Source organism: Nocardia vulneris, from assembly GCF_001613425.1.
Taxonomy (GTDB): domain Bacteria; phylum Actinomycetota; class Actinomycetes; order Mycobacteriales; family Mycobacteriaceae; genus Nocardia; species Nocardia vulneris.
Genome location: NZ_BDCI01000036.1, coordinates 135,457 through 154,817, shown reverse-complemented (window position 1 = coordinate 154,817; position 19,361 = coordinate 135,457). Strand labels below are relative to the sequence as shown.

Here is a 19,361-nt window from a genome sequence, read left to right as displayed (position 1 = left end):
CTGGCGACACTTCCCGCACACTCGTACTGGTGCCGGATCGACGGTAGTGACGCGGCGGCCGACTGGTTAACGTGTGCGGATGGGGCTCTACTTGGTTCGGGAGGAGACAACACCGTGCTGATCCGTCGCGAACGCGCCGACGACATCGCGGCGATTGCGGCCGTCCATCGCAGTGCGTTCGGACCGCAGGCCGCGGACCGCGACCCGGCGGCACCGCCGGACGCCGAACCGCCCGAGGTCGACCTGGTCGCCCGGCTGCGCAGCGATGCGGGCTGGATACCCACCCTCTCGATGGTCGCGGTGGAGTACGACACCGTGGTCGGTCACGTCTGCCTGACCCGGGCCGCGGTCGGCCCGTTCCCGGCGCTGGCGCTGGGCCCGATCGGCGTGCTAGCCGAGCACCAGGGCAGCGGGGTGGGCGCGGCGCTGATGCACGCCGTCCTCGGCGCCGCCGACGCGCTCGACGAACCACTGGTCTGTCTGCTCGGCCACCTGGACTACTACCCGCGCTTCGGCTTCGTCCCCGCCGCCCGGCTCGGCATCACCCCCGACGACCCGTCCTGGGTCTCGCATTTCCAGGTCCGCCCGCTCAGCGCCTACGACTCGCAGATCACCGGCGAATTCCGCTACCCGGAACCCTTCTACGAGCTCTGAGCGCACCTTCGGCGGGGCGAGATCACCATCTGACGCCACACCACGGAGCGAGCCCGACGAGCGACCGTTCGCGGCCGTCTCGCGTCTCAGCTGTCGAAGCGCACGCGCCGCAGGCGCAAGTCTCGACAGCTGAGACGCGAGACAAAAAGGGCCGCGAACACCGCCGCGGCCACGCGGCCAATAATATCGACGGATGAGTTCCACCCTCGCCACCTCCGATGACCGCCGGTTCGTGCTGACCCTCGGATGCCCGGACCGCCCGGGCATCATCGCCGGGATCACCTCGTTCATCGCCGGGTTCGGCGGGTCGATCGTGGAGGCGGGATACCACTCGGATACCGACACCGGCTGGTTCTTCACCCGGCAGGCGATCAAGGCCGCGACGGTGCCGTTCGGGCTCGCGGAGTTGCGGGACCGGTTCGCCGGGGTGGCGGCGGAGCTCGGTCCGGAGACCGAGTGGCAGTTGCTCGATTCGGGCGCCCGCCGCCGGGCCGTGCTGCTGGTCAGCAAGGACGGGCACTGCCTGCACGATCTGCTCGGGCGCGCGGTGAGCGGCGAGTTGCCCGCGACGATCGAGGCGGTGATCGGCAACCATCCCGATCTGGCCGGACTGACCGAAGCGCACGGCGTGAAGTTCCATCACGTGCCGTTCCCGAAGGACCCGGCCGAACGCGGACCGGCGTTCGCGGAAGTCCGCGCGCTGGTCGACGCGCACGATCCGGACGCGGTGGTGCTGGCCCGGTTCATGCAGGTGTTGCCGCCGCAGCTGTGCGCGCACTGGGCGGGCAGAGCGATCAACATCCACCACAGCTTCCTGCCGTCTTTCGTCGGCGCCCGCCCCTATCACCAGGCGTTCGCGCGCGGGGTGAAGCTGATCGGCGCCACCTGCCACTACGTCACGGCGGAATTGGACGCGGGCCCGATCATCGAGCAGGACGTCAGCCGCATCGATCACGCCGACGACGTGCGCGACATGGTCCGGCAGGGGCGCGATATCGAACGCGTCGTGCTGGCCCGTGGACTGCGCTGGCACCTGGAGGGCCGAGTCCTGGTGCACGGCAAGCGCACCGTCGTCTTCAGCTGACGGGGATTGCCGCTCAGCCCGCGAGTTCGACGCGCTGGCGCGCGGATTCGAGGATGTGGCGCAGTTCGTCGTTGAACTTCTCGTGCGCCTCGACGTTGCCCAGATGGCCGGTGGGCAGCACCACGTACCGCGCCAGTGTGCCGGTCTCCCGGACCATTTCGGCGATTCGCTCCGAATGCACCACCGGGGTCAGGTCGTCGAATTCGCCCGCGATCACGGTGGTCGGCACCACCAGGTTGCGCGCGGCTTCCCCGACGTCCATGTGCGCGAGCAGTTTGCCGAACTCGGCCCGCACCGAGGCCCGGCAGCCGCGCACGATGTTCATGCCGTAGTCGAGCACGTCGCCCTTGGCCGCGGTGCTCATCACCTGACGCGCGAACAACCAGCGCACCGGCGCGATGGGCGGGAAGACGATCGGCGTGCCGAGGCCGAGGCTGCCGAGCAGGAACGGCAGCGGCACCTTCAGCTGCAGCAGTCGCATGGGACGGTTCAGCAGCGGCACCACCGTGGTCTCGAGGACCAGCCGGTCGGGCGCGCTGTTGTTCAGCAGCACCGCCAGGGCCTGCTTGGCGACGCGCTCGGGGTAGCGCCCGGCCCACGCCTGCAGGGTCATACCGCCGAGGCTGTGGCCGACCAGCACGGCCCGCTGGCCCGGCCGCAGGGCCGCGTCGAGCACGTCGGCCAGGTCGTCGGCGAGCAGGTCCATGGTCAGCGGGCTGGAGCCCGGTTCGCTCTCGCCGTGGCTGCGCAGGTCGAAGGCGATCACCCGGTACTCGCCGGCGAAGGCGTTGATCTGGGCGTTCCAGTATTCGATGCTGCAGGTCCACCCGTGCACCAGCACGACGACCGGGCGATCGGCGGCGCCGTAGGCGAGCACCCGCAGGCGGGCGCCGTCGCGGGTGACGACGGGGATCTGCTCGTGCGGGACGGTCGGCGGGTTGAACGCCGCGGTCGCGTAGGTACGCGAACGCAGGCTCGCACGGTGTGCGTCGAGCGCCCCCCGAATCTGTCCCGGGAAGTTCGCCAACGCAGACGGCAGCATTGCACGCATCGGACACTCCTTTGTGTTACTGCTCGATACAGTAACTCCGATTCGTGCCGCTTGCTAGTGCAAGCACGCAAAAGTTATCGATTATTCGCGGCCGGAACTGCTCGACCGGCGATAATCGCGGCGCTGCCGCGCGAGTTCACCAGCGCGGGCCGCGCTGGATCTCGTCCACCTTCGGCCGCACATCGGCCAGGTAGACGCCGGTCGCGATGATCGCGGCGAACGAGAGCAGGCCCAGGCCCGCGGGCGAGAGCAGGAGCAGCAGTACCGCGACGCCGAGAATGGCCAGCCAGATCGGCTTGGTCAGCTTGTCTACCGCGGTGAACGCGTCGGGCCGCTGCCGTACGGCATGAATCAGCGCAAAGATCGTCGCGCCTAGTGCCGCAAGCCACAGCACGAGCAGGATCATCCCGGTCAATCCGTGCACCATATTCACCTCTCCCATCATACGAGCAACGCCCCCGCACCTCAGGGTGTGCGGGGGCGTTGCCTTATCGATCTTCGATCACCTTGCGGCCCTACCGAATCGACCTTCGGCGCGGCAGGTGACGGGGCGTTGTCACGCCTTCTTCGGCGCCGCCTTCTTGGCGGGCGCGGCCTTCTTGGCCGGGGCCTTCTTGGCGGCGGGCGCCTTGGCGACCGGCGCGACGGGCTCCTCGGCGGCGGCCGGGGTGGTCTCGGTGGTGACCGTGACGACCTCGGCGTCGACGACCGGCGCGACGACCTCGTCCTCGACCTTGGCCGGGCGGCCGAGCAGGCCGTTGACCCGGCCCAGCACGTCCTCCGCGCGGGTCACGGCGTCGGTGTAGAGCGGCTTGACGCGCTCGATCTGCTCCTCGACCAGGTGGTTCGTGCGCAGCCGCTCGACCGTCTCCTCACCGCGCACGGCGAGATCGGCGTAGAGGTCGAGCACCTGGTGGTAGTACTTGTCGGCCAGCGCGCGCAGCTCCTCCGGGGTGAACTTCTCGCGCAGTTCGGCGAGGTCCTCCGGCAGCTCCGAGGGCAGTCCGGCCAGGCGCTCGCGCAGGGTCTCGAACTGGGCCTGCACGTCGGCGGGCACGTTGGCGAAGCGCTCGCGCGCCTCCTCGACCCGGGCCGAGACGTCGGTGGCCGCGGCGCGCTCACGCACCTGGGTGACGACATCGGTGACGGCGGTGTAGAGCGCGTCGCCCGCGCCGACGGTGGCGAGCAGCGGCTTGGTCACAGTGGGATTGGTCTTGTCTGTCATGGTGTTTCGTGCTCCTGGCGTGGCGGAGTTTCGGTATTCGTGCGTGGAACGGCGCTGTCCCCTTCCCCCCCTGGCTCGTTCCCTCCGTTTTCCCGGCGAAACGATTCATAGATCTCGAGCAGCACCTGCTTCTGCCGTTCGCTGATCGACGTATCGGCAAGCAGGGCATCGCGAACCGGGCTGTGTGCCCGTTGTTCGAGATAGCCGGCCCGGACGTACAACACCTCCGAAGACACCCGCAGGGCCTTGGCGATCTGCGCGAGTACCTCGGCGGACGGATTGCGCAATCCGCGCTCGATCTGGCTGAGGTACGGATTGCTCACTCCCGCAAGGGTGGCGAGCTGGCGCAGCGAGACTTGCGCGGCCTCTCGCTGTGCCCTGATGAAGCCTCCGATGTCATGCGCCGCATGGACGACGCGCGCCGCTTTTTCTCCGACGCCGGCCGATTGCTCGGCCGCACCTTCGGGGTACTCGGCGGAAACCTCGGGCTGGTCTGCCATCACTCACCTTCTGGCGGTTGTACGAGTTCAATTCTAGGGCAGGGTGCTAACTATTGCAAGCAGTCTGTTAGCACCCTCTCGGCAAACATTCGGCGCGCTGTCGCTCAGCCGCCGAACATCAGCTGCGAGATCGTGTAGATCGCCAGGCCCGCAAGCGAACCCACGACCGTTCCGTTGATCCGAATGAATTGCAGGTCACGCCCGACCTGCAATTCGATCTTCTTACTCGCCTCATCGGCATCCCACCTGGCAACCGTATCGGTGACCAGCGTCGAGATCTCCCCGGCGTAGTTCTCCACGAGATACCTTGCCCCGCGGTCGATCCACCCGTCCACTTTGGCACGCATGTCGGCGTCGTCGCGCAACCGCTCGCCGAGTTGCCGCACATTCTCGCCGACCTTACGCCGCAGTGTGCTGTTCGGATCGTCGGCCGATTCCAAGATCAATCGCTTGGCCGCGCGCCAGGTCGCCTCGGCCATTCCGGTGATTTCCTCGCGGCCCATGATCTGCGCCTTGATCCGCTCCGCCTTTTTGATCATGGCGTCGTCGTGCTGGAGATCGTCGGCGAATTCCTCGAGAAAACGATTCGCCGCCAGCCGCACCTCGTGCTCCGGATTGGAGCGCACCTTCCAGGTGAACTCGACCAGTTCCCGGTAGATCCGCTCGGACAGCAAGATATTGACGAACTTCGGCGCCCACTGCGGGGCGTCGCGCAGCACGATCCGGTCGATCGTCTCCTGTGAGCCGAGCGCCCACTGGTGCGCGCGCTCGGCGAGCAGATCGAGCAGCGCGAGCTGCCGGTTGTCGGCCAGCAGTTCGGCCAGCACCCGGCCGATCGGCGGACCCCAGAGCGGTTCGGCGATCCGCTTCACGATGGTCTGGTCGATGATCTGTTCCACGTCCTCGTCGCGCAGCACGCCGACCACCGCGCGCAGCAGGGTGGAACTCTCCTGCGCGACCCGGGCGGCGTGCCCGGGATCGGCCATCCAGCGCCCCACCCGCCAGGAGATCTGCGCCGAATTGACCTTCGCCGACACCACTTCCGGGGAGAGGAAGTTGGTGCCGACGAACGCCCCGAGGCTCTCGCCGAGCTGATCCTTCTTCTTCCGGATGATCGCGGTGTGCGGGATGGGCAGGCCGAGCGGATGCCGGAACAGCGCGGTGACGGCGAACCAGTCGGCCAAGGCGCCGACCATGCCCGCCTCCGACGCGGCCCGCAGGTAGCCGACCCAGTCCCCGCCCGAACCGCGCGATTCGAGCCAGCGACAGAACAGATAGATCACCGTCGCCGTCGCGAGCAGTCCGGTGGCGAGCGCTTTCATCCGCCACAGATCCCGCCGTTTCCCCGCCTCGTCGAGGACGGCGGCGAAGCCGAGCGGCGCGGCCGCGGGCGGCGCCGGGGCCGTCTGCACCACCGCGATGTTGCCGGGAGCTTTCTCCATGTCCTCCATTCTGCTGTGCATACCCGACACAGCGCCGCACGCACCGAAGTTGTGCAACCCGTCGCACTGGGACCCAAACGCGCATATCACTGCCTGCCGGGACCTAAGCTTGAGGCGCACGGAGAATCCGACTAACAAGGGAGCCCACGCTGTCCACCGATGACCTTGTCGACGTCGGCGAGATCGCCGACCGACCGGCGGCGGTGCGCACCGGCCGAACGGACGGCCGCAAACGCCGATGGCGCCAGCACAAGATCGACCGCCGCGAGGAACTCGTCGACGGCACCCTGGCCGCTGTGCGAGCCCGTGGCAGCAATGCGGGGATGGACGAGATCGCCGCCGAGATCGGCGTCTCCAAAACCGTGCTCTACCGCTACTTCTCCGATAAGAACGACCTGGTCCACGCGACCATGCAGCGGTTCATCGAGACCACGCTGATGCCGCGGGTGTACGGCGCGATCAGCCTCGACGCGGACGAGTACCAGCTGGTGCGCTCGGCGCTGGCGGAGTACGTCGGCACGGTCGACGAGGACCCCGAGGTCTACCGCTTCATCATGGGCAACGGCTCGGATCCGTCCTCGCTCGCCGAGTTCGAGAAGCTGTTCGCCGAGGTGGTCGCCGCGGTCATCTTCGACCGCGCGTCGGCCAAGGGCATCCAGACCGACGGCGCGATGCTGTGGTCCTACGTGCTGGTCGGCGGCATCCAGCTGGCCACGCACTGGTGGACCACGAACAAGTCGATGTCGCGCGAGGAAGTGATCGACTACCTCACCATGATGACCTGGAGCGCCATCGACGGGATGGCGCGCGCCAACGGTTCGCGGGAGATCTTCAACGCGCAGCCGCATGTGCTGCCCACGCCGGGCGCCGACTCGGAAAACTGATCGCACGTCCGACTTCCGGGTGCTAGCGGCATGCCCGAACGAGCGCGGAAGTTCCTGGGCACGGCGCTAGCTGGGGTGCTAGCAAAAGTGTGACACAGGGCTCGACAATGCCGTGCGGTTGGCTACTCTGAACCCGAGCGGTGCGCCGAGTGCGCTGCGTCACCGCCCCGCGCGCCGGCACCAATGGAGGTACCTCGATGGCGAAGCAAGTACCGACCTCGCGGCTTGCTCGTGGCACCAAGCTCGGTGCCGTCGCAGCCAGCTCGGTGATCCGCACGCAACGCGCGCGGCTGTCGATGCGTGGCAGATCCGAGGCCGTGCGCGCGAAGATGGCCGAGGAGTCGATGATTCGCACCACCGAGCAGGTGGTCATGGTGCTCGGCACCATGAAGGGCGTCGCGATGAAGCTCGGGCAGATGATGTCGGTGCTCGATCTCGATCTGGTGCCGGAGGACCATCGCGAGCGCTTCCAGAAGCGATTGGCCGTGCTGCGCAACGCGGCGCCCTCGGTGTCCTTCGAATCGATGCGCCAGGTGATCGAGGACGATTTCGGTCAGCCGCTGGACGCGATCTTCGCCGAGTTCGAGGCCGAGCCGATCGCCGCCGCCTCGATCGGCCAGGTCTATCGCGCCCGGTTGCGCGACGGTCGCCAGGTCGCGGTGAAGGTGCAGTACCCCGGGATCGACGCCGCGGTGCGCGCGGACCTGAAGAACCTGGCCATGTTCCGCCGGGTGCTGCAATCGGCGATGCCGTGGGTGACCCCGGCCGTGCTCGACGAGCTGCGGCTCAACATGGAAAGCGAGCTCGACTACCAGGCCGAGGCGAACACCCAGTTGCAGATCGCCGAGCTCTACGCCGGGCACCCGTTCATCGTGGTGCCCCGCTCGATGCCGGAGCTCAGCACCACCCGCGTGCTCGTCAGCGAATACGTGGCAGGCAAGGGCTTCGAGGAGATCCGCCAGCTGCCCGATGCCGAACGCGACCGGATCGGCGAGATCATCTACCGCTTCTACGTCGGTTCGCTGTTCACCTTCAACGAGTTCTGCGGCGACCCGCACCCGGGCAATGTGCTGCTCGCCGCGGACGGCCGGGTGGGCTTCCTCGACTTCGGCTTGTTCAATCGGATGGACGCCGACCACGTGCAGTTCGAGCTGACCTGCCTGCGCGCGGCCGCCGAGGATCGCGCGGAAGACCTGCGCCAGTTGATGATCGAGCGCGGCGTGATCGATTCGCCGGACGAGATCGGCGCCGAGGAGTGCCTGGAATACGTGCTGGCCGCCTCCGAATGGTGTTTGATCGACGAGGATCTGACGATCACCCCCGAATTGGCCAGCGGCGCTTTCCTGCTCGCGGTCGACCCGCGGGCCAGCGAGTTCGCCGGGATGAAGCAGCAGAACCTGCCGCCGGAGCACCTGTTCTCCCGCCGGGCCGATTTCCTCACCTTCGGCATGCTCGGCCAGCTCGGCTGCACCGCGAATTGGCATCGCATTTCCCGGGAATGGCTCTACAACGAGCCGCCGGTCACCGAACTCGGTCAGGCACACCATGTCTGGCTGGCCGATCATCCGCCGGTCGCGCCGAAGAAGTCGCGCACCAAGGCCACCAAGCCCACCAAGGCCGCCCGTCCCCAGGCCTGAACCCGCAGAACGGAAGACAATGGCAGACACTCGAGAATTCGACCTGGTCCTGTTCGGCGCGACCGGCTTCGTCGGCAAGCTCACCGCGCAGTACCTGCTCACCGCCGCACCGGAATCCGCGCGGATCGCGCTCGCCGGTCGCTCGCTGGACAAGCTGACCAAGGTGCGCGACGAACTCGGCCCGCCCGCCGCGGGCTGGGGTCTGGTGGTGGCCGATTCCGGCGATCAGGCCGCGCTCGACACACTCGCCGCGCAGACCAAGGTCGTCGTCACCACGGTCGGCCCGTACCTGCGCTACGGCCTGCCGCTGGTCGCCGCCTGCGCGAAGGCGGGCACGCACTACGCCGACCTCACCGGCGAGCCGCTGTTCATTCGCGACGCGATCGACCAGTACCACGAGCAGGCCGCGCAGACCGGCGCGAAGATCGTGAATTCCTGTGGCTACGACTCGATTCCGTCGGACCTGAGCGTCTACCAGCTGTACCGGCGCTCGGTCGCGGACAACACCGGCGAGCTGGAAGAGACGACGCTGGTCGCCTGGCTCAAGGGCGGGGTCAGCGGCGGCACCATCGATTCCGGCCGGGCGATGATGGAGGCGGTCGCCGCCGACCCGAAGAAGGGGGCCGTGCTGAGCCACCCGTATTCGCTCAGCCCCGACAAGTCGATGGATCCCGATGTCGGCCGCCAGAGCGACCAGGCGCTCTCGCGCGCCAGCGCCATCGACCCGAGCCTGGACGGCTGGGTGAGCACCTTCGTCATGGCGTCGCACAACACCAAGATCGTCCGGCGCACCAACGGCCTGCTCGGCTGGGTATACGGCAAGAACTTCCGCTACCGCGAGGTGATGAGCGCGGGCAAGTCGCCCGCGGCACCGCTGGTCGCGGCAGGCATGGCGGGCGGCATCGTCGCGGGTATGGCCGCGGGCGCGGTGCTGTCGCGGGTGTCGGTGGGCCGCAAGCTGCTCGACCGGGTGCTGCCCAAGCCGGGCACCGGCCCCAGCGAAAAGGCCAGGGACAGCGGCTGGTTCACCATGAAGACGTTCACCCGCACCTCCTCCGGCGCGAAGTACGTCGCGACCTTCGCCGGCCAGGGTGATCCCGGCTACAAGGCGACCGCGGTGCTGCTCGGCGAGAGCGGGCTGTGCCTGGCCTTCGACACCGCAAACCAGCCGGAGCTCGCGGGCATCCTCACCCCGGGCGCGGCCATGGGCGACGCGCTCACCGAGCGCCTGCGCGGCGCGGGCATGACCATCGAGGTCGAAACCGCCTGAGCCGCAGGCCGCACCAAATCTCCTGGGGCGTAAACGGTTGCCCCGTCGGACGAGATACCGGTAAGGGATCACGGGCGACGAAGTGGAGATCTGGTGCGGTATTCCTGGCTGACGGCCGCCGTGGTTGCGGCGGTGACGATTTCGGCGTTCGCCGGGGCGGGGGTCGCGGTTGCGGAACCCGGCCCCGCCCCGGTGGGCTTGCAGACCGACCTCGATCTGCTGATCCGGTCCATCGGTGTGCCCGGCGCGCAACTGGTGGTGCGCGGTGCCGGCGCGAACGCACAGATCGACAGCGGTGTAGGCGATCTCGCCACCGGCGCGCCGTTCCCGGACAACGCGCAGGTGCGGATCGCCAGCAATACCAAGACCTTCGTGGCGACGGTGGTGTTGCAGCTCGCCGCGGAGCACCGGGTCGAGCTGGACGCGCCGATCGAGCAGTACCTGCCGGGCGTGGTCCACGGTCCCGGCGGCGACGGGCACCAGATCACCGTGCGAGATCTGTTGCAGCACACCAGCGGAATCCCCGACTACCTGGCCTACCTGGATCTGGCCTCGGTCGACCGATTGCAGCGTCCGCGACCGGCCGCGGAGCTGATCCGGCTGGGTCTCGATCAGCCCGCGGTCTTCGCACCGCGCACCAGTTCCGGCTACTCCAATACGGATTTCCTGCTGGCGGGCGAGTTGATCGAACGCGTCACGGGGGTGCCGGTCGGGGTCGAGGTCACCCGGCGGATCATCATCCCGCTCGGTTTGCGTGACACCTACTGGCCACTGTTCCCGCTGGAGCACGTGATTCGCGCGCCGCATCCGCGCGGATACCACGCCTTCGACGGCGCGCTGGTGGACATCACCGATATCGATCCGGGCTGGGGGCTGGCCGACGGCGCGATGGTCGCCACCGGCGCCGACCTCGGCCGGTTCTTCATGGCCCTGCTGTCCGGTGAGCTGTTGCCGCCCGCCCAGCTGGCCGAGATGCAGCGCACCGTACCCTCGGGCGACCCGCTCCGCGACGCCGATTTCGGCCTCGGACTGTTCCGCCGGATCAACGCCTGCGGGATCGAGATCTGGAGCCACGGCGGCGCGATGAACGGTTTCCTGGTCGTCAATGCCGCCACGCCGACCCGCGCCGTCACGCTCAGCATGAACCTGCTGCCCGATCCGCTCACCACCGTGATGTATCAGGCGGCCATGAACAGCGTGCTCGACGCGGCCCTCTGCGCGCACTGAACCCGGACGATCTCCCGCACTCGGCTCGGCTGCGAAAGGCCATCCGGGTCAACGAAACTCAGGAAGCACTGCCGGTGGGCGGCCGCTGCCGTCGCGCTTCGCAGGCGGCGTGATCGGCGTCCGGCTTGTCTTCCCCGGACCTGGCGCAACCCTGCGCGGTGTAGCCCCAGCGGTCATAACCCCAACGGTCGAAACCATTGTGGTTGTAGCCGGAGTGGTCGTAACCCCACCGGTCATAACCCGAGCGGTCGAAGCCGGAACGGTCGAAACCCTCGTCGTTGTAACCGTCGCGGCCGTAGCCGGAGCGGTCGTTACCCCGGCGGTCCAGTCCGGAGCGGTCGTATCCGTCGCGGTCGTAACCGAATCGGTCATAACCGAACCGGTCGTAACCGGAGGAGTCGTAGCCGTCGGGACCGTACGGATCGGCCGGCGGCTTGGGCGCCGTGGTGGGCGGCGGGGTGGTCACCGGCGGGGTCGTCGGCGCGGGCGGGTTGGTCGGTGGGGGTGTCACCGGCGGGGCCGGGGTGACCGGCGCGGCCGTGGTGGGCGCAGCGGGCGCGGTCGGGTCCGGGGCCGCGAAGGCCGCCACCGGCGCGAGTGCCGAGGCTCCGATGACGGCTGTCAGCAGGACCAGTCGCCGGTACGTGCGGCTACTTCTACCCGGATTCACCATGTTCGACCTCCATTTCGAGCACAGGCGCGCATACCGCACCCCCGCTCTCCTATCGGCCGAACACCCAAATTCGATACACACCAGTTACTTTCACGCCGTTGCCTCGGCCGATACCCCTTCGCTCTGATGCGGCGAACGCCGCGGGACCGGCCTCAGCGCCCGGGCGGGAAGGTATCGGAGATCTGGGCCACCAGCCGCCACGGGCGGTCGGTGTCGGTGGTCGCCTTGCCGCTGGTGAGCACGGCTCCGGCGAGTCCACGCGCCGGGTCGGCCCAGCCGTACTGGGTGGTGAGGCCGCTGCGGCCGAAGTGGGCGCGGGTGTCACGGCCGAATTTCGATCTGCGGCCGCCGAGTTCGTACCCGGCCCGGCTCACCCGCCCGGCGAGGCCGGGCAGCCACTTCGCCGGTTGCACCGCGGCGCGCACGGTCTCGGGTCGCATGATCCGGATCCCGTCCAATTCGCCGCCGCGCGCGAGGATTTCGTAGAACCGCGACAGCTCGGCCGCCGTGGTGACCAGATTGCCGGAGGGCAGCTCCGCGGTGAGCAGCGCCCGCGTGCCCGCATCCGAGACCGCCTTGCCCATGCCGCCGCCGAGAGCCTTGCGCGCCAGGAATTTCGACACCCGCGAGGGTCCGGGACCGGTCTGCACACTCGGCACGACCTGGTCGACCTCTTCGGCGTCGACGCCGAAGTTGGTCCACCGGAACCCGAGCGGGTCCAGTACCTGCTCGGCCAGGTGCTCGCGCATCCGTTTCCCGGTCGCCCGCTGCACCAGCAGCCGCTGGATGAGCCCGCCGGTCATCGCGTGATAGATCCGGAAGCGGCCGGTCGGCCAGCTGGGCACCAGATCGGCCAGCGCGCGCACCGCCAGTTCCTCGTCGACGATGAGCTGAAAACCTTTGTAGGGCGGGGTGATGAACGGCACGCCCGCCGAATGCGACAGCACGTCACCGATGGTGATCCGGTCCTTGCCGTGGGCCGCGAACTCCGGAATGTAGGCGCACACCGGCTCGTCCAGGCCGAACGCGCCCTGTTCGGCCAGCATGCACATCACCGCCGCCGCGACCCCCTTCGCGGTCGAGAACCCGCAGAACGGGCTGTCCGGCGTGGCGAGCACCCGCGCCGCGTCGGGCGCATCGCCCGGCGCGTTCCCCCAGCCGTGCCCGATGGCGCGATTCAGCACGATCTTGCCGTCGCGCCGCAGACAGAGCTGAATCGCCGGGGTGGTGCCCATCCGATACCAGTCGCGCACGGACTCCCACACCGCGTCGACCGCCGCGCGGGTCGAGCCCGCCGCGGCCGGGTCGTCCTCGTGACCCACCGTCGTCACCGAGTCCAGATCCTCGGCGATCGTCACCAAAGTGCCCGCCAGCGCGCCCATCCAGCCAGCATACGGACCTGTCGCGGGCAATCGTGCCCCTGGTCACAGCCGCCGAAGCCACGCCCGTCGCGCCTTACCGACCGGTAGAGTGCCCATCCAATACCGCGCCAGGCAGTGGACCGAACAGAGGGGGTTCCCACATGGCGGTACCGGATACCGGGCAGGGGACGGCACGGCAGCTGTACGCGGCGGCCACCGGCAGCACGGGCAAGCCCTTCGAATTGGACGCCGAGGTCGCCGAAAACCTCGCTGCCGCATGCGACAAGCTCGTCGAGGACCTACGCCGCGCCATGACCACCGGCCATCTGGTGACCGAAGTGACGGGCTTCCCGAACCTACCCACCGGCCACGGCCTCACCCGCGGTTTCCGCGACAAGGGCAGGCAGTACCTGGACACGCTCGCGGCCTTTCAGGAGACGGCGCTGCTGTTCAAGGCCGCGTATCTGGCCGCGGGCAAACGCTTCGCCGACGCCGAGGCGGCACACCGGGCCGCGCTCGCGGTGGTCACCGCGCATCTGGAGTCGCGATGAGAGCAGTAGGGAACTGAACCGATGGCAGACTCCGCAGCCCGCGCCGCCGCCGAGCACATCCGACAGGAGCTCGCCGGGTTACGCACCGGCGCAACCGATCCCGCCTACGCGGCCGACCGGGAGCTGTTCGGTTCCTATACCCACCAGGAGATCTGGGAGCTGGTCCGCGAGCCGCTGAACCCGGCCGCGCTCGGCCAGGTCGCCGCGGCCTGGCTGGCGCACGCCGGCGCGCTGGCCGAGGCGTTCCAGGCCTTTTCCGATGCCGCCAACCGCGAATTCGCCCGCTGGTCGGGCCACACCGCCGACGCCGCACTGCGCGCCACCCGCGAGTTCGTCCGCACCGGGATCGAGGCGCAGGACGTCTGCCGTGCGGTGGCGCGGCTGATGGAACTGAACGGTGATGCCGCGCAAACCATTCGGAGTGCGATCCCGCCGCCCGAACCGTATCGGCCGCTGGACGATCCGGCCGCCGAGGCGGTCTACGGCGGCAAGCGACGGATGGCGCACGACAGCGCCGCCGCCGATGTCGAGGCCGATGTCCGGGACACGATGACCTACGTCTACGCGCCGACCATGCCCGCCTCCGGCGACTGCGTGCCCCAATTCCTCGCCCCGTCCGACGGCGCGCGACCGGCCGGCGACGGGGGCGGCACGCGGTGAAATGGGTGCTGACCCCGGACGAGTTCTCACATGTCTGGGAAAACGAGACGGGCCTGGATCGCAGGCCGTACCCGGTCAACATGGTGCCCGCGGCCACCGTGCGCACCGAATCCGAATACGCCGCACTGCGTTTGCCGCAACGCTTCGCCCGGCAGGCCGACCCGGACCTGGCCGCCGCGCTCATGCTGTGCGGCCGCGGTGACGCCACCACCATCACCCTGTCCGGGGAACGGAACACGCTGCCGCGCAACGGTTCCGGCACCGACACCGACACCGAACGCATCCTGGTCTACGCCGCGGTGGTGCACAATCATGCGGGCATCCTGGTCGCCGCCCCGGAGAAGGTCACGGTGCTGATGTGCCACGCGCGTGCGGTGGGCGAGCGCCTGGTGCAGATCATCGGCCCGGCCCGCCCCGGAAAACTCGGCACCATGCGCGAACCCCAGGACGCGGTGCTCGGCCCGGAGCGCACCGAACCGTTCGGCACCAACGGCCAGCGCGGCGCCGCCCGCTTCCGGCACACGCTACGCAAGCCCGTCGACGGGCGGGGCTTCCTGACCGTCACCGTCGAACCCGACAATCCGATGTCGCCGCCCACCCGCCACCGCACCTGGCTCGATTTCACCGGCGACGGCCGCTACCTGCTGACCACCTCGCAGGACCTCATCCTCACCCCGGTCTCGGACGAGGATTTCGCCGCGCAACTCGTCGCGCTCGCCCACATCCGGGGGTGACACGCTGCGCCGTCGCACCGACCCACGCGGCGCGCACCTGGTTAGCTGTAGTGCATGGCTAAGAAGGGCTGGTCCGTCCCGGCTACCGCAGCGCTGCAGGCCGACGGGTTGCAGATCACCGAGCTGGACACCTCCGCGACACCGGGCTTCACCGGTGACAAGGCCGCGGGCCTGGACCTGCTGGCCGAACGCACCACGGTGCTGTCCGCGCTGCAGGAGCGGCTCTACGCCAACGGGCGCTCCGGCGACCTGCGCAGTGTGCTGCTGGTGCTGCAGGGCATGGACACCGCGGGCAAGGGCGGCATCGTCCGGCACGTGATCGGCTCGGTCGATCCGCAGGGCGTGGACCACCACGCGTTCGGCGTCCCGACCGAGGAGGAGAAGCGCCACCACTACCTGTGGCGGATCCGCAACGCACTGCCGCGCGGCGGCCAGCTCGGGGTGTTCGACCGCTCGCACTACGAGGACGTGCTGGTGGTCCGCGTGCACAACCTGGTGCCGAAAAAGGAGTGGGAACCGCGCTACGACGAGATCAACGCCTTCGAGCGGGAACTCGTCGACGAAGGCACCACGGTGGTCAAGGTGGCGATGTTCGTCTCCTTGGACGAGCAGAAGAAGCGGCTGCGCGAACGGCTGGACCGGCCGGACAAGTACTGGAAGTTCAACCCCTCCGATATCGATGAGCGCGGCTACTGGCCCGCCTATCAGGAGGCGTACCAGGCCATGCTGGATCGCACGTCCACCGAGTACGCGCCGTGGCACGTGGTGCCGGCCGATCGCAAATGGTTCTCCCGGCTCGCCGTCACCGAACTGCTCATCGACGCCCTGGAGCGACTCGAGCTCGAGTGGCCTGCCGCGCAGTTCGACGTCGAGGAGCAGAAGCGGCGACTCGACAAAGCCTGACCGCCGGCTAGATGAGCGGCCGAACCTGTTCGGCGACAAAGCGAACGAAGCCTTCGGGATCCGGCTCGTCCCCGGTCGGCTGGATCACCACGGTGTCGGCGCCCGCCGCGGCCAGCGCGCGGACCGCGTCCGCGACCGCCTGCGCGTCACCGGCGACACCGGCCAGCGGCGGTGTCGTGGTGGCGTGGACGTGCGCGAGCCGGGCCGCCGCGTCCGGGCCGGTCACCGCGAGCAGATTCGCCACCACCACATGCCGGTCGGTGCGGCCCGCCGCGGCCCGGCCCTCCTCGATCAACGCGCGCGCGGCCCGCACGCTGTCCGGGCCCGCGATCGAATCCAGCAGCGTCCCATCGGCATGCGACCCGCACAGCCGGATCGAGCGCGGGCCCCTGGCCCCCGCGTAGATGCGCGGCGGTGCCAGGGGCGGCCAGTCCAGGGCCACATCCTCGAGCTGGACATAACGTCCCGAGGTGGTGACCCGCTTGCCCGCGAGCAGGGCGCGCAGCGCGTCCAGGTACTCGGCCAGCAACGTCACCGGCGACTCGACCCGCGCGCCCACCTGCCCCATCCAGTCCAGCACGCCGTGCCCGACGCCGAGCAGCACCCGATCGGGAAACAGCCGGTGCAGCGTCGCGGCTTCCATCGCGGTCAACGCGACATTGCGCAGCGGCACCGGCAGCAGCCCGATGCCGACGTGCAGCCGCTCGGTCCACGCGAGGGCGGCCGCCGCACTGGCGATACCGCTCTCGAAGAAACAGTCCTCCCACAGCCACAGTTGTTCGAGCCCCGATTCCTCGGCGACCCGGGTGACGGCACGCAGCCGTTCCGGCGGATTTTGCGGTCGAAACACAGCACCGAGAGCAGTCATCCCACCATTCTCGACCGGAACTCCGGAATACCCACACGGATTTTTCGGCGTCGCCAGTGCCCGATATTTCGGAATCTCTCAGGTTCGTTCACGATGATGTGGGCCGTGGCCCGACCACACGGGGACGAGTTCGCGCTCTACCATCGTGGCGGCAGGTACCGGCAGTCGAGCGAAAGGCGTGGTGAACGCACGGTGAGCAAGAACCCGGGTGGGAAGAAGAATCCGTTGCTGGCGGCGAATCGCGCCGACCGCAACCGCAAGATCTTCATCCAGGTGGCCGTGGCCGCCGTGCTGATCGGCCTGATCGCCGCGATCGGCATCGGTGTCGCGGTGAAGAAGGCCCGCAAGGACGATCCCGGCCCCACCCCCTCGATTCCGGCGGCCGCCAACACCTCCCCGGACGGGGTCACCGGCACCATCACCGACAACGGGGCGGTGCGCATCGGCAAGCCGAACGCGAAGGTCACCGTGCGGGTCGTCGCCGACCTGCAGTGCCCCGCGTGCAAGGGCTTCGAGGGCGCGAACGCCCAGGTGCTCGCCGACGCGGTGAACAACGGCACGGCCGCGGTCGAATACGACGTGATCGCGTTCCTGGACAAGGCGTCGACCACCCGGTACTCGACCCGCGCGGCGAACGCCTCGTACTGCGTGGCCGAGGCGGACCCGACCAAGTACCAGGCCTGGGTGTCCTCGATGTTCGCCCAGCAGCCGCCGGAGGGTGGCGCGGGCCTGCCCAACGACAAGCTGGTCCAGATCGCCAAGGACGCGGGCTACCCCGACGCGGTGGCGAACTGCATTACGGATGTGAAGTACGACAAGTACATCCAGGCCCGCACCGATGACGTGCTGAAGAGCGGCATCAAGTCGACGCCGTCGGTGTTCGTCAACGGCAAGCAGGTCGAGTCGAGCCAGGAGATCTTCGGGCCCGGCGGTCTCGGTCCTGTGATCGCCGCCGCCGCGGCGCAGTGATCACCGCCCCGCCCCGGGCCGCCTGGGTACTGCTGCTCGGCGGGCTGGCCGGCTGGCTGGCCTCGATGGCACTGACCATCGAACGGTTCAAGCTGTTCACCGAACCGGGTTACACCCCGTCGTGCAGCATCAACCCGATCCTGTCCTGTGGCTCGGTGATGGTGACCGACCAGGCCGCGGTGTTCGGGTTCCCCAACCCGATCATCGGCATCGCGGCCTTCTCGGTGGTGGTCACCTTCGGGGTGCTGTCGGTGGCCGGGGTGGGGTTGCCGCGCTGGATCTGGGGCGGGCTGTGGCTGGGCACGCTGCTCGGCGTCGGCTTCATCTGCTGGCTGATCTTCCAGAGCCTGTACCGGATCAACGCGCTCTGCCCGTACTGCATGGTGGTGTGGGCGATCATCACCCCGCTGCTCGCGGTGGTCACCGATCAGCTCTGGGGCGGGTCGCGTGGTCCGCTGCGGGTGCTCGCGGAGTGGCGGTGGACCATCGTCGCGCTGTTCTACGCGGTGGTGCTGCTGCTGATCTTCCTGCGCTTCCAGGACTACTGGCTGTCGCTGTTCTAGTTGGGCGTGCCGCGGGCGAGCACGACGGTCACCGTGCGGCGGTTGCCGCCGGTGTCGGTCACGTCGAGCTGGATCGCGTCGTCGGGTTTGCGCACGTTGATCGCCGAGTGCAGGGCGCGGGCCGAGGTGATCGCGCGACCGTCCACCGAGGTGATCACCTCGCCGTGGGTCAGTCCGGCCGCGTAGGCGGGCAGCCCGTAGATGGCCAGATCGATCCGTGCCCCAACGGGTTTCGCGTCGGAGGTCAGCACGCCGAGGGTCGCGGTCGGCCCGATGTGCACGGTGTCGGTGGGCACGCCGGACCGGATCTGCCGCACCACCTGCATCGCGGTGTCGATCGGCACCGCGTACCCGTTCGGCGGCCGGCCCCCGGCCCGCGCCGGATCACCCGAGGCGGCCGCGATCACCCCGACCACCGCACCCTGACGGTCGGCCAGCGCGCCGCCGGATTGCCCGGAACTCACCGCGGCGGCCACCTCGAGCATGCCGGTGAGCGGCTTGCGGGACAGGTCGGCGGAGTTGAGCGCGACGATGGTGCTGTCCAGATCGGTGAGCGACCCCTGGATCGCGGTCGGCGTGCCACCGATGCCGCCCGCGTTGCCGATCGCCAATACCTCGTCGCGCACGTGCAATTCGGCCGAGTTGCCGATGCGGGCCGTCGCCAGGTCGGCGGCGCCGGACAGCGCGAGCAGCGCGATATCGGCGGCGGCGTCGTAACCGAGCACCACCGCGTCGTAGGTGCGGCCGTTGCCGACAACGGTCGCCGTCACCGTGTCGGCGCCCTTGACCACGTGATGACTGGTCAGCACCTGGCCGTCGGCGGTGAGCACGATGCCCGACCCGGCCGCGCCGAGCCCGAACGGCCGCATCGACGCGCTGATGTCGACCAGCGCCGGGTCGACGGCGGCGGCGACCGCGACCGGATCGAGCGGTGGGGGCGGTGGTAGCTCGACCGGCGCGGCGATCTCGGCCGTTCCCGGCGGCCAGCCGGGCAGTTCGCCTCGATAGCCGAGGAATCCGGCCACGGCGAGCAGCGCGGCGACGATCGTCACCAGCGCGCGGCCCCCATACCGTTGTTCGCTCATCGCTCTCCGCTCGGTCCACC

At 69.1% G+C, this 19,361-nt stretch carries 21 protein-coding genes; 12 read left to right on the top strand and 9 right to left on the bottom strand.

Annotated features, from left to right (window positions below; genetic code table 11):
* Positions 1-114: 114 nt before the first annotated feature.
* Together NVU01S_RS32595 and purU are read left to right on the top strand one after the other, a co-directional pair.
* Positions 115-654, top strand: coding sequence for a GNAT family N-acetyltransferase (locus NVU01S_RS32595; RefSeq protein ID WP_043668476.1), 540 nt, complete (start codon positions 115-117; stop codon positions 652-654).
* Positions 655-847: 193 nt separating this feature from the next.
* On the top strand, positions 848-1,738 hold the full coding sequence (gene purU / locus NVU01S_RS32590) for a formyltetrahydrofolate deformylase (protein WP_043668473.1): 891 nt from the start codon (positions 848-850) through the stop codon (positions 1,736-1,738).
* A 13-nt stretch (positions 1,739-1,751) separates the two neighbouring features.
* Here the strand turns inward: purU and NVU01S_RS32585 are convergent, their stop codons facing one another.
* From NVU01S_RS32585 to NVU01S_RS32565, 5 genes are all read right to left on the bottom strand, one after another.
* Positions 1,752-2,789: an alpha/beta fold hydrolase gene (locus NVU01S_RS32585; RefSeq protein WP_043668470.1), complete on the bottom strand. Its 1,038-nt coding sequence runs from the start codon at positions 2,787-2,789 to the stop codon at positions 1,752-1,754.
* Positions 2,790-2,925: 136 nt separating this feature from the next.
* Positions 2,926-3,216, bottom strand: coding sequence for a DUF2516 family protein (locus NVU01S_RS32580; RefSeq protein ID WP_029899737.1), 291 nt, complete (start codon positions 3,214-3,216; stop codon positions 2,926-2,928).
* Between the two features lie 129 nt (positions 3,217-3,345).
* A complete protein-coding gene (locus tag NVU01S_RS32575; protein ID WP_043668468.1) occupies positions 3,346-4,014 on the bottom strand; it encodes a heparin-binding hemagglutinin in 669 nt (222 codons plus the stop codon).
* Positions 4,011-4,514: a helix-turn-helix domain-containing protein gene (locus NVU01S_RS32570; protein WP_014988604.1), complete on the bottom strand. Its 504-nt coding sequence runs from the start codon at positions 4,512-4,514 to the stop codon at positions 4,011-4,013. The genes NVU01S_RS32575 and NVU01S_RS32570 overlap by 4 nt, the downstream gene beginning before the upstream one ends.
* Before the next feature lie 104 nt (positions 4,515-4,618).
* Positions 4,619-5,956 (bottom strand): DUF445 domain-containing protein, encoded by a 1,338-nt coding sequence (locus NVU01S_RS32565; RefSeq protein ID WP_156161523.1) that lies wholly within the window; start codon positions 5,954-5,956, stop codon positions 4,619-4,621.
* Positions 5,957-6,159: 203 nt separating this feature from the next.
* Here NVU01S_RS32565 and NVU01S_RS32560 point away from each other — a divergent pair, with 203 nt between their 5' ends.
* The 4 genes from NVU01S_RS32560 to NVU01S_RS32545 all read left to right on the top strand — a co-directional run bounded on the left by NVU01S_RS32560 (position 6,160) and on the right by NVU01S_RS32545 (position 10,974).
* On the top strand, positions 6,160-6,840 hold the full coding sequence (locus tag NVU01S_RS32560) for a TetR/AcrR family transcriptional regulator (RefSeq protein ID WP_014988606.1): 681 nt from the start codon (positions 6,160-6,162) through the stop codon (positions 6,838-6,840).
* A 197-nt stretch (positions 6,841-7,037) separates the two neighbouring features.
* Positions 7,038-8,477 carry an ABC1 kinase family protein gene (locus NVU01S_RS32555; protein ID WP_043668591.1) on the top strand — a complete coding sequence of 480 codons (1,440 nt, stop codon included), beginning with the start codon at positions 7,038-7,040 and terminating at the stop codon, positions 8,475-8,477.
* A gap of 19 nt (positions 8,478-8,496) precedes the next feature.
* On the top strand, positions 8,497-9,747 hold the full coding sequence (locus tag NVU01S_RS32550; protein ID WP_043668462.1) for a saccharopine dehydrogenase family protein: 1,251 nt from the start codon (positions 8,497-8,499) through the stop codon (positions 9,745-9,747).
* Between the two features lie 93 nt (positions 9,748-9,840).
* Complete coding sequence (locus NVU01S_RS32545; RefSeq protein WP_052280461.1) at positions 9,841-10,974, top strand: serine hydrolase domain-containing protein; 1,134 nt, start codon at positions 9,841-9,843, stop codon at positions 10,972-10,974.
* A 58-nt stretch (positions 10,975-11,032) separates the two neighbouring features.
* Here NVU01S_RS32545 and NVU01S_RS32540 read toward each other — a convergent pair whose 3' ends face one another.
* Both NVU01S_RS32540 and NVU01S_RS32535 read right to left on the bottom strand, forming a co-directional pair.
* Positions 11,033-11,647, bottom strand: coding sequence for a hypothetical protein (locus NVU01S_RS32540; RefSeq protein WP_063048202.1), 615 nt, complete (start codon positions 11,645-11,647; stop codon positions 11,033-11,035).
* A gap of 152 nt (positions 11,648-11,799) precedes the next feature.
* A complete protein-coding gene (locus tag NVU01S_RS32535; protein ID WP_043668456.1) occupies positions 11,800-13,029 on the bottom strand; it encodes a serine hydrolase in 1,230 nt (409 codons plus the stop codon).
* Positions 13,030-13,169: 140 nt separating this feature from the next.
* Between NVU01S_RS32535 and NVU01S_RS32530 the strand changes: the two genes are divergently transcribed.
* Genes NVU01S_RS32530 through NVU01S_RS32515 form a run of 4 tightly spaced genes read left to right on the top strand, consistent with a single transcriptional unit; the run spans position 13,170 to position 15,856 of the window.
* Positions 13,170-13,559 carry a hypothetical protein gene (locus tag NVU01S_RS32530; RefSeq protein WP_043668453.1) on the top strand — a complete coding sequence of 130 codons (390 nt, stop codon included), beginning with the start codon at positions 13,170-13,172 and terminating at the stop codon, positions 13,557-13,559.
* Positions 13,560-13,580: 21 nt separating this feature from the next.
* Positions 13,581-14,219, top strand: a complete 639-nt coding sequence (locus tag NVU01S_RS32525) for a hypothetical protein (RefSeq protein ID WP_043668449.1) — start codon at positions 13,581-13,583, stop codon at positions 14,217-14,219.
* Positions 14,216-14,953 carry an ESX secretion-associated protein EspG gene (locus tag NVU01S_RS32520; RefSeq protein WP_043668445.1) on the top strand — a complete coding sequence of 246 codons (738 nt, stop codon included), beginning with the start codon at positions 14,216-14,218 and terminating at the stop codon, positions 14,951-14,953. The genes NVU01S_RS32525 and NVU01S_RS32520 overlap by 4 nt, the downstream gene beginning before the upstream one ends.
* A 54-nt stretch (positions 14,954-15,007) precedes the next feature.
* Positions 15,008-15,856 (top strand): polyphosphate kinase 2 family protein, encoded by an 849-nt coding sequence (locus tag NVU01S_RS32515; RefSeq protein ID WP_043668442.1) that lies wholly within the window; start codon positions 15,008-15,010, stop codon positions 15,854-15,856.
* Between the two features lie 7 nt (positions 15,857-15,863).
* Here NVU01S_RS32515 and NVU01S_RS32510 read toward each other — a convergent pair whose 3' ends face one another.
* The gene (locus NVU01S_RS32510) at positions 15,864-16,706 is read right to left on the bottom strand and encodes an LLM class flavin-dependent oxidoreductase (RefSeq protein ID WP_307684157.1); all 843 of its coding nucleotides are present in this window, start codon (positions 16,704-16,706) and stop codon (positions 15,864-15,866) included.
* A 210-nt stretch (positions 16,707-16,916) separates the two neighbouring features.
* Between NVU01S_RS32510 and NVU01S_RS32505 the strand changes: the two genes are divergently transcribed.
* Both NVU01S_RS32505 and NVU01S_RS32500 read left to right on the top strand, forming a co-directional pair.
* Positions 16,917-17,693, top strand: a complete 777-nt coding sequence (locus tag NVU01S_RS32505) for a DsbA family protein (protein ID WP_042265520.1) — start codon at positions 16,917-16,919, stop codon at positions 17,691-17,693.
* Positions 17,690-18,256 (top strand): vitamin K epoxide reductase family protein, encoded by a 567-nt coding sequence (locus NVU01S_RS32500; RefSeq protein ID WP_052280459.1) that lies wholly within the window; start codon positions 17,690-17,692, stop codon positions 18,254-18,256. Before NVU01S_RS32505 ends, NVU01S_RS32500 begins: the two co-directional genes overlap by 4 nt.
* Here the strand turns inward: NVU01S_RS32500 and NVU01S_RS32495 are convergent.
* Complete coding sequence (locus tag NVU01S_RS32495) at positions 18,253-19,341, bottom strand: S1C family serine protease (protein WP_043668436.1); 1,089 nt, start codon at positions 19,339-19,341, stop codon at positions 18,253-18,255. The genes NVU01S_RS32500 and NVU01S_RS32495 overlap by 4 nt on opposite strands.
* Between the last annotated feature and the right edge of the window lie 20 nt (positions 19,342-19,361).

Coding starts and splice junctions, on each gene's coding strand:
- purU (WP_043668473.1), top strand. CDS start 848: ATGAGTTCCACCCTCGCCACCTCCGATGACCGCCGGTTCGTGCTGACC.
- NVU01S_RS32585 (WP_043668470.1), bottom strand. CDS start 2,789: ATGCGTGCAATGCTGCCGTCTGCGTTGGCGAACTTCCCGGGACAGATT.
- NVU01S_RS32580 (WP_029899737.1), bottom strand. CDS start 3,216: ATGGTGCACGGATTGACCGGGATGATCCTGCTCGTGCTGTGGCTTGCG.
- NVU01S_RS32575 (WP_043668468.1), bottom strand. CDS start 4,014: ATGACAGACAAGACCAATCCCACTGTGACCAAGCCGCTGCTCGCCACC.
- NVU01S_RS32570 (WP_014988604.1), bottom strand. CDS start 4,514: ATGGCAGACCAGCCCGAGGTTTCCGCCGAGTACCCCGAAGGTGCGGCC.
- NVU01S_RS32565 (WP_156161523.1), bottom strand. CDS start 5,956: ATGGAGAAAGCTCCCGGCAACATCGCGGTGGTGCAGACGGCCCCGGCG.
- NVU01S_RS32555 (WP_043668591.1), top strand. CDS start 7,038: ATGGCGAAGCAAGTACCGACCTCGCGGCTTGCTCGTGGCACCAAGCTC.
- NVU01S_RS32550 (WP_043668462.1), top strand. CDS start 8,497: ATGGCAGACACTCGAGAATTCGACCTGGTCCTGTTCGGCGCGACCGGC.
- NVU01S_RS32540 (WP_063048202.1), bottom strand. CDS start 11,647: ATGGTGAATCCGGGTAGAAGTAGCCGCACGTACCGGCGACTGGTCCTG.
- NVU01S_RS32535 (WP_043668456.1), bottom strand. CDS start 13,029: ATGGGCGCGCTGGCGGGCACTTTGGTGACGATCGCCGAGGATCTGGAC.
- NVU01S_RS32530 (WP_043668453.1), top strand. CDS start 13,170: ATGGCGGTACCGGATACCGGGCAGGGGACGGCACGGCAGCTGTACGCG.
- NVU01S_RS32525 (WP_043668449.1), top strand. CDS start 13,581: ATGGCAGACTCCGCAGCCCGCGCCGCCGCCGAGCACATCCGACAGGAG.
- NVU01S_RS32515 (WP_043668442.1), top strand. CDS start 15,008: ATGGCTAAGAAGGGCTGGTCCGTCCCGGCTACCGCAGCGCTGCAGGCC.
- NVU01S_RS32495 (WP_043668436.1), bottom strand. CDS start 19,341: ATGAGCGAACAACGGTATGGGGGCCGCGCGCTGGTGACGATCGTCGCC.